We start from the raw sequence: 13,801 nt of genomic DNA, 5'->3' as shown, positions 1-13,801 counted from the left end.
TAAGTAAGATCCACGGATCCTGCTCAACCGTTTGCGGACTTGCTATTTCACCGTCTTCCTCTGCAGCAAAAAGAAGCTCATCCTGATCGACAGACTCCACTTTCTTTGTCATATCTCAGCTTCCTCCTCTTTGGGGATTGTTATCGTAAATAAGCTGCCTTGACACAGTACGCTGGAACATTGAATCGAGCCGTTTAAAGATTCTTTCACGAGGTTATATACGATATTCATGCCTAATCCCGTACCGCCTTGTCCGCGGCTTGTGGTGAAGAACGGATCAAAAATGCGATCCAACACGTTCTCAGTCATCCCTTTGCCATCGTCGGAATAAGCTACCATAAAATGATCGGGACCGTCGATCACACGAATACTTATGTTTCCTTCATCTTCGGGCTCATAAGCGTGATTAACTGAGTTCATGACTAAATTGGTAATAATTTGAGATAGTGCTCCAGGATACGTGTATAACCGAAGTCGTTCATCGCAGAATACATCTAAACGAATATGTGTTTTCTTAAGTGCTGGCTTCAAACTTGCAATAATACCTTCCAGATAATCTTTCAATAGGATCGTACGTTTAATCTCAACACTTTGATCCACAGAAATCTGTTTGAAGCTCCTCACTAAGGAAGATGCGCGCTCCAAATTCGACTGAACCATCTCATTCGTCTCATGGGTAATGGACAGATATTGCTCTAAATCTGACTTTTTCATCTTTCCAGACTTGTACAAGGTTTGGAATTGTTTTGTTTTCTGATCTAGGTAACTTATGGCTGTTATGCCAATACCAATCGGGGTGTTAATTTCATGCGACACACCGGCAACTAAATTGCCCAGTGCTCCCATTTTCTCTGAATGGACAAGCTGATCTTGCGTAACTTGTAAAGTAGTTAGAGCCTGCTCAAGCTCCTGATATCGTTCATCCAAATTAAATACCATATCATTGAATGCTTCCGAAACCTCTGCTATTTCTGGCGACGCCTTGAATTGCATTTTAGGCAGATCCCCACCCTGTTTAACGATGACTGCCGCTTCTCGCAACCGACTTAACGGGCGAATGACAATGACGCGCAGAATGAGCCATAATAATACGGATAGAATAATGGCGATGCTAATTCCTACGATCAGAATGAGCTTAGAGCGTTGTTTAAGCAGCAGCTCTTCTTCCGAAGAGTCGATAATAACCTCTACGGCCCCGACTACAGAGCCATCCTCTTGCAGAGGTGCGGTCAACCGAACGATCGGCTTATCATTCTCCGCCATAGGGATGCGGTCTACAATCGTGTTGTCTTGTTGTGGAATCACAACCTGCGCTTCATTCAAAATCGTTCCTATTTCCTTCCGATTCGAAGCAGCTAGAACTTTGCCTTGCTTATCATACAATTTGATATCGAGAACTCGATTATTCTTATATCGAATGTAATCAAAAATTTGTTGGATATCTGGAATAGATCTTGACTCTTCGTAGCGACCATTAATCGCAATCGTCATGCCGCTAATTTGACTTACATACGCTTCGCGAATCGATTGATTTAGACTAATCGTGTCAAACACCATCATGGTCGAAATCATGCCCGTCGTAACCGCCGTGACAAGAAATATAATACGTCTCTGCAAGCTGATCTTCTTTTGACGAAAAGACATGGCCATACCTACTTCACATCGAACGTAACGGTTTTACTAACATTATAAGGCGTGTGATCATTGTTATGTAACGAGACTTTAACTTCGTGTGAACCTTTTGCTAAAGGATCCAATACCTTTTGTTTCGTCGTTACAACGATTTTCTCGCCTCCATCAACAGAAACATGGACATGACCTTCACCTTGAACCTTTTGCTGATCATAATGCTCTTTGGAGAGTTTCAAATCAGTTGTCAGATCAAGTGTTGCGATATTATCATTGACGGTAGCTGAGACCTCTAATGTTGGTGTATAAGATGTTGCCGTCGACGTCGTCGTCTTCGCTTTACCACATCCGGAGATTATTATAGTTAATGCAGTAAATATAATTAAACCCTTGCTTTTATTCATTATGTCATCCTCCATGAAGATGTTTTTTGTCTAATCATGCCAAAAAAACTATCCTCTCTAGCTTAAGAATAATCATGTAATTTGTCCACTTTTATTTTGGAAACATGTGGTATATAGGATGTATTTTAATGAATAGTTTTTTTAYTCAAAATTGTCTGACAATTAATGTCGAATCTTCATGATAACACTCAGATTTTGCGCTTACCCAGGAAATAATTTCATTTCCCGAATCCGAATGATTTCCCCAATTTTGGTGCAATGTAGTAAAGTCGCTTTTCATAGCTTCTCCCTTTTCATCATGAACCTATAGGAGGTCTTTCCCAATGACAGGAACCAATCAGCATCAACAGCCTGTTCAGCATGCCATTGACGCCGCTGATCATGCCATACTTCAAGCACAAGCCGCCCAGCATGAGCTGCAAGTCGCTATAACAGAAGCCAATCCACATGCCATTCAATCCGCTCAAGCCGCACTTGTTCAAGCAGACCAGCAGGTTCAGCAAGCACAAAGACAATTAGCAGAGTTTGCAAACGATCAGTTCGGTCAGCAAATTAAGCAAACCTTCGAGCAATTAAACCAAGCAGCTCAGGATATCGAGGCCAATCAAGAGAAGTTTCATACGCCAAAGCAGATTCGATAGGGTCTTTCTCATGCTAAAAGTGATCGATATTCGATCGCTTTTTCTTTTTATGTACACATTATGTTAAACTACGTAGGAAGGTTTTCAAGTTATTTGGGGAGGCACTACATACATGCTCGTGATTGGAATTGCCGGTGGTACCGGTTCAGGTAAAACGACAGTAGCTAGGTCAATCATTACAAAACTCGGATCTACGAATGTGACTCTAATTTCACAAGATAATTATTATCTTCATCATAGCGGTCTGTCCTTTGAAGAACGGGAACGCATTAATTATGATCATCCTCGTGCTTTTGAAAATGAATTACTCCTTCAGCATTTGAATATGTTGAAAAACGGGCAACCCGTCGACATCCCTGTCTACGATTTCACCCAGCATGCCCGCTCGCAAGAAACGATTCGAGTTGATGTTAAACCGATTGTGCTCCTTGAAGGTATCCACGTTCTAACGGATGAAGAGCTTCGCGGCGCGCTGAATATCAAAGTCTTCGTTGATACAGACCCAGATGTCCGTGTACTCCGTCGCCTATCTCGCGATATTAATGAACGCGGCCGATCCTTACAATCCGTTTTCGACCAATATTTGACGACAGTTAAGCCCATGCATGATGCGTTTATCGAACCATCGAAGAAATACGCGGACATCATTATCCCTGAGGGCGGAGAAAATCAAATCGGGATCTCACTACTTACGATTTTGACAGAACGATATATGACCGACCAAGCAGCCAATTACGAAATCGGCTAAAATATGAAGAAGAAGCCACCTTCCTTGGATAAGGAAAGTGGCTTTTTTCATCTCTCACGAGCTCGGAAGATTGAGCCTGAGAGTCCAAACAACAAGTAAACTAGGCCTAAGAAGTAGAAAATGCTGACCACACTCATATAGTGAAGCGCCATTCCTCCCACTAAAGGGCCAATGATACTTCCCACGCTATATTGGATCGAAGCTATAATATTGGCTGTTGGCAGCAAATGTCGCGGCAAAATATCAGCTGCGTACGCTAACCCCAGCGAAAAGAATGATCCAACCATCCCCCCTGCTACACCTAAGCAGAGTCCAAGCCCCCATAAGTTTGTCCCAACCAATGGAACGCAGCTAAAAGCAACAGCTCCAATAATAGCCGTCCCCATTAAAATGGGCTTTCTACCTATTCGGTCACTCCAAACACCGAGCGGCAGCTGCATGATAAGCCCTCCAATGCCGGTAACCGGAAGTAAAAGTCCAATCGTCGACTCAGATATGCCAATACGTAGCCCATACAAAGGAAAATTACTATTCAGCGTTGCTTCCATATAGCCAAAGAGAAGCGACGTAATAAGCGGAAACCATGCTAACGAAATGACTGTCGTAGCACGTTTGTGAGCGGCATCCATTCGTTCTGCTCGTTCTGGCTTCTCATTCTTGAGCCTTGTCAGGAGGATCAAAATAAGAAGAAAGAAAGCACTTGTGACCATAAAAGGCGCCCAAATCCCTGCTTTTAGCAACGTAATACCTAATGGCCCCAGACTAAAACCAATCCCATACGCCATTCCATAGAKGGAGATATTGCGTCCTCTCTTCTCCTTTGGACTGGAGGCTACAATCCAGAGCTGAGTGGCAAAATGCAAAGCGCTGTCCCCAATGCCCACCAGAAGCCGCAGTACAAACCAAAAACCAATATGCTGCCACACTGGGAACAGACAATTGGCGATAATAATTAAGCTCATTCCGATCATTATGACGGGTTTATAGCCAAATCGTCGAACGGGCTTCTCAATGAAGAACATCGTCGCGAAAATTCCAATATAAAGAGCTGCCGCATTTACACCGTTTGCATCTGTTGAAACACCCGAACGGTCTAGCAAAATCGTAAGCAGTGGCAGGAGCATACCTTGACTCATTCCCGCCACGATAATGACCATAATTAATGTGGTTAATTGATAATTGGAACGCAGTAATTTAAGAGCCATTCCCGAAATCCACCGTTTCCCATCTCTCGGCATACTCATTTAGCTTGCCATGAAGGGGGACACGGAACTGCGTAAATATGACGAGTCTTGCTTTTTTAATCCACTCTTTGAAGGATGGGTATGTAACAAACAGGTTCGCGTAACGATCACTCATACAAATAAAGTGAGGCCCTGGAGATTTCTCTGCAAGAAAGCTTAATGAGGTATCAAGAGGTGTGTATTTCTTACGCTTTCCTTCCCATTTATCCACTTCTGCTTGAAGGGGTGTATCTACATCCTCCAGCAGAACTTCGAGATGCTTCACACGGGCATAATAAGGCATTTCCGCCCGAATGTCCATCCTGCGAAGCGTTTCCTCGTGCTGTGGGTAAAAGATCGCGCGCACGAATTTCCGTTCCTCTGCCCATGTCATAAAAGCGCGCATTTCGTGCTCTGTCCAGTCTTCGAAGGTTTCGAATACCAAGACTGTTCCCTTCTGTGTTTCTGCCGGGGGTTCATACCCGAAGGGTACTTTGATTTGATCTCTTGCCATAGCGTCCTCCTCTAGTTGTCTATATACTTGTTGAATATTGAAATGACCCTACTCCTAAGTGTAGTATACCCCTTCCAACTTTATGAAGCCATTTCCTCGATTGGATTACGCGAACGCGTTGCGTTATAATTTGGGGGTACGTATTTTTTATTAAGGGAGACCTACAGTATGAGAGATCCAAGACTTCAAACTTTTGCCCGAAACATTATTCGATATTCCGTGAGCCTACAGCCCGGTGAGAACATATTGATTGAAATGATTGGTGTTAAAGACCCCGAACTCGCGAAATGCTTAATAGAGGAAGTTCATGCTGCTGGAGGTAACCCCTTCATCGAATTGCGCGATCCTGCGATAACGCGGAGCCTACAAATGAAAGGCACACAAGCACAATTCAGCGCGTGGTCTGACATTGAGCTTGCTCGGATGAAACAAATGGATGCCTACGTTGCTGTTCGCAGCGGCGATAACATCACCGAATCCTCCGATGTGCCTGATGCGCAAATGAAGCTGTTCCTGAAGTACTTCCAACGGCCGATTTTCGATGAGCGTATTAATAACACCAAATGGGTCGTAATGCGCTACCCGAATCCTTCTATGGCGCAGCTGGCTGGTAAAAGTACGGAAGCCTTCGAGGATTTCTACTTTAATGTGTGTAACCTGGATTACAGCAAAATGGCGAAGGCCATGGAATCCCTTGTCGATCTGATGAATCGCACGGATCGCGTTCGTTTGGTAGCTAAAGGAACGGATCTCAGCTTCTCAATCAAAGATATCGGGGCCGTTCCTTGCTCCGGCCTGCGAAACATACCAGATGGCGAGGTGTATACAGCGCCTGTTAAAGATTCCGTAAATGGTGTCATCAGTTACAATACGCCTACCATCTATATGGGCACATCCTTCGAGAACATTGTGCTGACCTTCGAAAATGGCCGCATTATTAACGCGACCAGTAACGATACCAAGAAATTGAATGAGATCCTTGATACGGATGACGGCGCTCGCTTCATCGGCGAATTCGCAATTGGCGTGAACCCTTATATTCAACATCCGATGAAAGATATTTTATTCGACGAGAAAATTGACGGAAGTATCCATTTCACGCCAGGTCAAGCCTATGAAACCGCGGATAACACCAACCGTTCCTCCGTTCACTGGGATATGGTTCTGATTCAACGTCCTGAATATGGCGGCGGCGAAATTTATTTTGACGATGTGCTTATTCGTAAGGACGGTCGTTTCGTCATTCCTGAGCTGGAGAAACTAAATCCAGAAAACTTAATGTAGTTAACTATAGGCAGTAGCGTCAAACCAAAAAAGCAGTTGAGACTTACGAGAGAATTCTCTCGGTAAGCTTCAGCTGCTTTTTTAACCTAACCAATGGAAAATGACCTTTTCCGCGGATTCCGAATGCTGGGGCAAGCTTGCCGGGATAAGCTGTAAGGTGTGATTCACCTGACCAAGTAGATTAGGTGTGTTTTCATTTGAAAGTATGCGCACTTCAGCTCCTTTAGGAACGAATGGAAATACCTGCTGTATGTCCTCATTCGTTAAACGAATACAGCCCAGGGATTTATTCCCTCCGATGGAGCTCTCATCATACGTGCCGTGTAGAGCGATTGCACCAAGTCCTAAGCCTGCAAGTCCATAGCTCTGACTTGTCTTCCCTATTGGCTGTTGTACGCGGTCTACAACCCTAAATTCACCTTCTGGTGTGCTCCCATTGGCACCGAGTCCGATTTCTTTTTCCCATAGCACATAGGGGCCGCTAATGAGCTTCAATTGATACTTCGCTTTATTGACATCGAGATGAACTGGATCGAAAGGAACCCCTGCTCCTCCTAAGGTATTCGCATAAAACATATGTGCGACATCTGCCGCTTTGGGGTCATATACCCACCCCCCATCACCGTTGTAAACTTCAGTGACCGCATTGGAGCCAGACACTGCTTCGATCGGGATGAAGCTCAAATAATTATGAGGATATTCCTGCAGTAACGCATCTATTTGCGGCGGCGCTTGTCCAACGTCCGTTCGATACGATTCCAAAGCGGTTCGAACTAAATTAGCACCAATCGCGCTAAGCGGTTGGTGCTCTTCAAATTCAGCGTTCAGAAACCTGATGTGAACCATGTTGTCTGTCTCTGGCTGATACGATGCGACGACCATCGCACGCTTCATATCGTCCTCATTGGTCAGCAGCATGGTTTTCCCTTTATCCTTGTTATCATCAGAGACAATGCCATAAATCATAATATTTGCATTCGGTATTTCTTTGGCCAAAACCAATGCTTGAGCATGAAGCTTCTTTTCGATTTCTGAACGCGTGGTCTCAGGTGTGAGATACAGGATAAAAGGCTTGTCCACCGTCTCATAGGTTACCTGAGCGCCTACTCCCCAAATCTTCATTTTGGAAATCGTCCGAGAGATCGAATGATCTCCAACGAAAAACAACACCAAGAGCACATTCAGAATCAACAATACGAGCAACAACATTTTCATAAAGGGAGGCAATAATGGCTTTGGCTTTACTTGCAATGTCTGTTCAAGATTCGCTGCATGCGAGGCTTGCTGCTGATCCATCAAGTGAATTGCACGATTCGCAGAAGAATAGAAAGGTGAAGGATACGTTTTGAGCACTTCCTGATAGTGAAAACGAGCTCTCTTCCAATTTCCTTTCGCGCGAAATTTCTGCCCCAAATTGAAGTGAGCCTCTGGCGAATTCGAATCCAAATAACGAATAACCTTCTCATGATATAGCGGATCAGCATGACTAATGAACAAATTTTTGTGCAAATGGACGAGGTGATCTTCGAGTTGGTTACGGAATCGTTGGTTTCGTTGGATCATTTGGCTCCTCTCCGTTCATAAATTTAGCTTGTCTCACGGGATGAATGATACAATAAGTATCTCTGATACATAATGTATCATGACCCAAATGGAAAGACAACCCTTTTTGTTGCTGAACGATCGAGGAACACCGATGATCCTAAATGGCCATATTGCCATGGTTAAGCAGGGAAAAGAACCTGAACGGTAGATCAGCAGTCAGGTCCTTGGGTGTTATTTATCTGACTAGGAACTTCTTATAATGCGTATGGCTGCCATGGAAGTTGGAAAACCCAATCTGGCCGAACATATACGGACTTTGTTCATCCGTATGCTCCATGATCAGTTGGCCGTTCACCTTAATCGTAAATTGGTTGTGGACGGCCTGAACGCTGATTGTGTAATCTTGCTCCATGTCCCATTCATAGGGGACAGCTTCCAGTACACGATACCCGTTCTCGTTCTTATATAAGATCAGCTGGTTATTCGGAGCAAGTCCGACTGCATATGATCGTATCCCACCCTGAATGCGGAACTGCATATTGTGATGGCTGCCAATTTGAGGGCAAACAATCGCTTCAAAGATGTAATCCTTCCATTGGATATCCCCCGTGTAGCATTCTGCCGGCTCCCCATAATAGCTCCCGCTCAGCTCTCCGTTCTCCAAGGTCCATAGACCGCGAAGGTACGTGAACTGACTTACCTCTACGTGCAGGCCGTTCCACTTTTCTAGCCGCTCTCCTGCAAATTCAATCTCATAGTCCGGTTTCCCAAGGAAATCAAAATCATCGATATAAGCGTTCAAGCTATAGCCCCGTCCTTCCATTGGGATAAGCTCAACGCCCGCCTCACACAGGCAACTATTTTTCATCGGAGGGATTTGAAATTGGAGACTACACCATACTCCGGCTGTCAGATCTACAGCATCCCCATAACGACGAACATTAGCATTTCCGTCCTTCACATACATGCGGGCTCGAACTTTCGATGTGGCAGCCGGAATCATGACTTTGGCTTCGATTCTTTGGCCAGGATACAGCAATGGCGAGAAGCATGGGTCATAACGACTGTCGTTAAAATCAGCCGGCCGATAATACGTTTGGTGATAGACGCGGTATCCATATCCTCCCGTTACCTTATCGAACATCACTTTCAGAGAACGAGAGCCAGTAGCTGCTGCCTCTGAAGAATTACTCACAACGGCGGTCACATGCGCGGAATCGTCGGTGTCTGTGCGAAAGGCATGGGTCGATCCCGGGTATTCGAAGTGAAACTTAGCTGTATCGCCGCGAAGCACTGGAGCCCATGATGCGGGAATTTCCGCTTCCGCAATCTTATATCCCAAACGGGCGATATACGTGGCGCACCATGGCAGATCAAGAATGTTCAAGGTCCCGATAACGCTGGAGCAGCACAGAAAATCGTTGATCGGCTCGCGCCAGGAATCATCAATTCCTTCCAAGCCAACCAATACCCCCATAATCGTCCCCACATTACCTACATTGCAATCCGTATCCCATCCGCACATATTGCAAATATTAATCGCCTTGGAGAATTCGCCTCCCGAATACAAGAGCGATAATATAATAACGGCAGCGTTCGGGATGATATGGCACCCGCCAGGATAACGGTCATAGCCAAAATGCGCATGCACATAGTGGAAACAATCGCGCCAGTTCTCTGGATGCTCCTTATGAAACTGCTGGACGGCTCTTGTCATGCGGGTATATTCGCAGTCTCCCGGGATTACGGACAAGCCAGCTTCGATTATGCTAGCCAAATCCTTCTCCACGAAAGCAACGGCGATACAGGCGGCAATGAACATGCCGCCATATTTGCCATTCCCATCATGGGAAACACTTGCGATCTTCTCCGCATACTCGGCGGCGAGCTGAGGATTTCCAGGAGCAATAAGTCCCCAAACGTCTATGAAAATTTGCCCGCCGATCTGTTCGGCGACGGCAGCCCCATTCTGCTCGATGGAACCGGAATGGGGAGCCATTATACCATTTTTCAAATTCAAGTAAGCCGTATGCTCTGTAGATTTGCCGTATCCGCCCCACCAGTAGAAGCCATGACCGTCCGGAGCATAGTTGAGCCAAGTCAGTCCCATCTGCTCAGCGGTAATGTCACGTGTGTGAGTAAAGTCCTCCAAGGCTCGAAGGAAAAATAAGGGACCATTTGTATCATCATCCGCTGCGAAATTTTTGAACTGGTGTACGTAGTGTGTAATTTCTCCATAGGTTCTAGCGATTCGCTCGTACGTCCACTGCTCGATGTTCCCTCCATGGCGAACGCCTATTACTTTTCCAACCCAACCAGCATATACCCTCTCAATATAATCATTAGGAATTTGGTGCGATATTACTGCTGGCAAGCTTTCCGTTTTTGAACGTAAAGTCAACGCAATCTCCCCTTGTTCATATTAAAAAATCGTTCATCCAACCTACACTACTCCTTTAAACCAGACATCGTGATGCCTTCGACAAAATAGCGTTGAGCAAAAGCATATATAAGCAGCACGGGTAACGTCACAATCACTGCGCCTGCCATCAAGAAGCTCCATTGGATCGTATACGTCCCTTGAAATGTGGCCAGACCGAGTGTAAGTGTCTTCAGCTTGTCGCTGTTCAAATAAATAAGCGGGCCCAAAAAGTCATTCCAAGTCCCCATAAAGGCCAGGATTGATAATGTAATTAAGGCCGGCTTCGTATTGGGCAATATCAAATGCCAGAAAATGCGCGGGTATCCGCACCCATCGATCATGGCCGACTGCTCCAATTCTTTGGGAAAAGACAGCATAAACTGCCTCAACAGAAATGTGCCGAAAACGCTGAATAATCCAGGAATGATCAAGGCGTAATGTGTATTCAGCCAGCCTAGTGCTTTAATAATCTTGAAAGTCGGAATCATTGTAACCTGATAAGGGATCATAATCGTTCCTAGATACAGCATGAAAATAAAATCTCTTCCGGGAAACCTTAATCTAGCAAACGCATACGCCCCCATTGAGCAAGTTAAGAGATGACCCAATATGACAAGCAGCGTAATCTTCGTCGTATTGAAGAAATACAAGCCCCAAGGCGCATTTTTGAACAAATAGCTATAGTTCGACCAAAGGATTTCATCTGGGATCCAGATCGGAGGAAACACATAGATATCATTGAGACTCTTCAGTGAAGTGGATATCATCCACAGAAATGGAACGATCATGATGATCGAACCGATTAGAAGCAAGAGATGAAGCAATGCATAGCTCACCAAGCCAGGTAAACGTGAAGCTCTCCGATTCAACGATTTACCGGCCTGCTTGGGTAATGCGTTAGAAGCTGTACCTTCTATTACCGTTCGTCCTCCCATCCCTCAGATCACATCCTTGCGTTGTGAAATTCTCATTTGCACCAAAGTGGTAATAAAAATGAGTGCAAACAAGACATAAGCCATGGCAGAAGCATATCCTTGTTTGAAAAATTGAAAAGCGTTCATATAAATCCAGAATACAACTGTGGTTGTCGAATCCGCTGGCCCACCGGCTGTCATAATGTAAACCTGGTCGAAGACTTGAATAGCTCGAATGACCGACATCACCGTCACAAACATAATCGTATGCCGCAGGAGCGGTAAAGTAATGTAGAAGAACTGTTTGCTGGCACTTGCACCATCTATTTTGGCTGCCTCATATAAAGAGGTTGATATCCCCTGCAGGCCGGCAAGAAAAATAACCATATTAAACCCAAGATGCTTCCAAATGCTCATTATCATAATGGAGGGCATCGCCCACGTTTCACTTGTTAACCACGGGGGCTGAAAAAGCCCGAGCTTCGCTAGAATCCCGTTGATTAAGCCGTAATCGACATTGTAGAGCCATTTCCAAATTTCCGCGACCGCAACGGTAGAGGTGACGACCGGGATGAAAAAGGCAGTCCGATAAATCGCTTTCAGCCGAATATTGGTGTTTAGAAATACTGCAGCAAGTAATGCCAGACCCGCATCAATCGGAACAGAACCTAGCGTGAAATATAAGGTATGTCCAAGTGATCTCAAAAATTTTGTATCGTGAAACAGCTTCACGTAATTCTGAAACCCTATGAAAACCGGAGCCGTCACACCGTCATATCGGGTCAGACTGAAATAGAAAGAGATGACGACGGGAATCAAGGTGAAGATCAGAAAGCCGATTAGGATAGGGGTGACGAATACATACCCCCAAAAGGACTCCTTAACAAAAAGTGATCGCTCCGTCTTGGTGGATTGTACGCTCATTCGATAACTCCTTTCAACAATAAGGGGCTGTCTCTAATGGTACGACAGCCCCCGCATATGATCACTCACTACTCACTTAAGATCTGATTCATATTCGTAACGAGATTCTTCTGCGCTACCTCTGCGGTCTGCTTCCCAAGCATCAGAAGATCGACTTGCTCTTTAACAGCTGTGTTGAGCTCGGACCACTTAGGATGGCGGAACTCATCCATATTGATGAGTGGAGCACTGTCGACAAAGGCTTTCACATTATCCGGGAATTTCGAATTGATAATCATTTGGTTGGCTTCCTTGTCCTTGGATGCCGGCAAAGCCATGTTATATTTCGCAACAATCATCATACCTTCATGGCCTTCAAAAAATTTCATGACTTCCCATGCTTCTTTGGGATGCTTGGTCTTGGCCGACATGGCCCAGTTCAATACGCCAGCCTTCGTATTCTGATTCAAGCCCTTCGGCGCCATAGCAACATCCCACTTAAACTTCAACGGATCGGCCTTGAAAGGAGGCAGCCACCATAGTCCTGCCATCGCCATGGCGGTCTGTTGGTTACGGAACAAAGCATCCGCGCCTTGGCCTGTAGAAGCTAGCTCTGCCGTATTCGGTGACGAATGGTCATCTACAGCAATTTGCTTGATCACTTGTAACGATTTAAGAGCTTCCGCTGCCGAATATCCGCTTTTCTTCAAATCGCCGGAGAACAAATTACCGCCGTTTCGGATCAGCAATCCGCCCCAATTATGCACATTGTTTACCAAAGTGAAGCCATACTGCTTTTTCGCTGGATCTGTCAGCTTTTTTGCTGCTGCTAGAAACTCTTCTTGTGTCCAGTTAGCAGATGGATAAGAAACTCCAGCCTTATCGAACAGGTCTTTATTGTAGTAAACAAGGACTGGGGAAAGCTCTTGTGGAAGGGCATACAGCTTTCCTTCATACTTCAGAGAATCAATAACCGAAGGATAAAATTCATCGAGCTTGAAGCTGGGATCGCCTTTAATCAATTCATCTAAAGGTTTCAGAACACCCTTTTGGGCCAATGGCGCTACCCATTCGTTTGTGTAGAAGATATCAGGCGGTTCGCCTCCAGAAATTAGCGTCAATGTTTTTTGGTACCGATCCTTGCCGATGTCTACCCATTCGATCTTGATGTTCGGATTCTTCTTCATAAATGCCTCAGCCGTTTCTTTTCTCAAGGCCATCTCTTGATCGCTGCCACTAATCGTCATTTGAATGACGACTGGTTCRCCTCCAGCTGTTTTGGATGTGCTTGTTGATGCGGATTCGTTGGCGCAGCCTGCTGTCAGCATAGTGAGCAGCGAGGATGCAAGGACTACGAAAGATAACTTTTTCACCATATTAACCTCCCTTTATTTGTTTGGGCTGCATGATATGAAAACGCTTTATCTATCTTTAATTATAGTGTCACTTCGAAAAGGTGGATATTTTAAAGAATTAATCAATCTGTTTGATTTTTTAATTCACGATACTGCTTCGGTGTTACACCGACAACTTTTCTAAAGATTTGACTGAAATAATGCTGATCAAAATAGCCA

13 protein-coding genes are annotated in these 13,801 nt (G+C 45.0%); 3 read left to right on the top strand and 10 right to left on the bottom strand.

Features of this window, described 5'->3' with window-relative positions:
• Positions 1-108: 108 nt before the first annotated feature.
• Positions 109-1,644, bottom strand: a complete 1,536-nt coding sequence (locus AC1DVJ_RS28120) for a sensor histidine kinase (RefSeq protein ID WP_477595683.1) — start codon at positions 1,642-1,644, stop codon at positions 109-111.
• 8 nt (positions 1,645-1,652) lie between these two features.
• Positions 1,653-2,033, bottom strand: a complete 381-nt coding sequence (locus tag AC1DVJ_RS28115) for a hypothetical protein (protein WP_477595681.1) — start codon at positions 2,031-2,033, stop codon at positions 1,653-1,655.
• A 323-nt stretch (positions 2,034-2,356) separates the two neighbouring features.
• On the opposite strand from AC1DVJ_RS28115, the gene AC1DVJ_RS28110 reads away from it, so the two are divergent.
• Both AC1DVJ_RS28110 and udk read left to right on the top strand, forming a co-directional pair.
• Positions 2,357-2,674, top strand: a complete 318-nt coding sequence (locus AC1DVJ_RS28110; RefSeq protein ID WP_477595679.1) for a hypothetical protein — start codon at positions 2,357-2,359, stop codon at positions 2,672-2,674.
• Positions 2,675-2,786: 112 nt separating this feature from the next.
• A complete protein-coding gene (gene udk, locus AC1DVJ_RS28105) occupies positions 2,787-3,422 on the top strand; it encodes a uridine kinase (RefSeq protein WP_477595677.1) in 636 nt (211 codons plus the stop codon).
• A gap of 47 nt (positions 3,423-3,469) precedes the next feature.
• On the opposite strand, the gene AC1DVJ_RS28100 is transcribed toward udk, so the two are convergent.
• Both AC1DVJ_RS28100 and AC1DVJ_RS28095 read right to left on the bottom strand, forming a co-directional pair.
• Positions 3,470-4,627, bottom strand: coding sequence for an MFS transporter (locus AC1DVJ_RS28100; protein WP_477595675.1), 1,158 nt, complete (start codon positions 4,625-4,627; stop codon positions 3,470-3,472).
• Positions 4,617-5,159, bottom strand: a complete 543-nt coding sequence (locus tag AC1DVJ_RS28095; protein ID WP_477595673.1) for a hypothetical protein — start codon at positions 5,157-5,159, stop codon at positions 4,617-4,619. The genes AC1DVJ_RS28100 and AC1DVJ_RS28095 overlap by 11 nt, the downstream gene beginning before the upstream one ends.
• A 168-nt stretch (positions 5,160-5,327) precedes the next feature.
• On the opposite strand from AC1DVJ_RS28095, the gene AC1DVJ_RS28090 reads away from it, so the two are divergent.
• Complete coding sequence (locus AC1DVJ_RS28090) at positions 5,328-6,443, top strand: aminopeptidase (protein ID WP_477595671.1); 1,116 nt, start codon at positions 5,328-5,330, stop codon at positions 6,441-6,443.
• Positions 6,444-6,524: 81 nt separating this feature from the next.
• On the opposite strand, the gene AC1DVJ_RS28085 is transcribed toward AC1DVJ_RS28090, so the two are convergent.
• The 6 genes from AC1DVJ_RS28085 to AC1DVJ_RS28060 all read right to left on the bottom strand — a co-directional run.
• Entirely contained in the window at positions 6,525-8,006 is a 1,482-nt protein-coding gene (locus AC1DVJ_RS28085) for a L,D-transpeptidase family protein (RefSeq protein ID WP_477595669.1), read from the bottom strand.
• 217 nt (positions 8,007-8,223) lie between these two features.
• A complete protein-coding gene (locus AC1DVJ_RS28080; protein WP_477595667.1) occupies positions 8,224-10,389 on the bottom strand; it encodes an ADP-ribosylglycohydrolase family protein in 2,166 nt (721 codons plus the stop codon).
• 47 nt (positions 10,390-10,436) lie between these two features.
• Positions 10,437-11,345 (bottom strand): carbohydrate ABC transporter permease, encoded by a 909-nt coding sequence (locus tag AC1DVJ_RS28075; protein ID WP_477595665.1) that lies wholly within the window; start codon positions 11,343-11,345, stop codon positions 10,437-10,439.
• Between the two features lie 3 nt (positions 11,346-11,348).
• Positions 11,349-12,248: a carbohydrate ABC transporter permease gene (locus AC1DVJ_RS28070; protein WP_477595663.1), complete on the bottom strand. Its 900-nt coding sequence runs from the start codon at positions 12,246-12,248 to the stop codon at positions 11,349-11,351.
• Between the two features lie 68 nt (positions 12,249-12,316).
• A complete protein-coding gene (locus tag AC1DVJ_RS28065) occupies positions 12,317-13,600 on the bottom strand; it encodes an ABC transporter substrate-binding protein (protein ID WP_477595661.1) in 1,284 nt (427 codons plus the stop codon).
• A 104-nt stretch (positions 13,601-13,704) separates the two neighbouring features.
• Positions 13,705-13,801, bottom strand: a 97-nt coding sequence (locus tag AC1DVJ_RS28060; protein WP_477595685.1) for an AraC family transcriptional regulator, incomplete at its 5' end; no start/stop codon positions are given.

This window comes from Paenibacillus sp. P4_A9 (assembly GCF_056402415.1).
The sequence above is the reverse complement of the archived record's forward strand: the minus strand, read 5'-3'. Positions and strand labels throughout refer to the sequence as shown.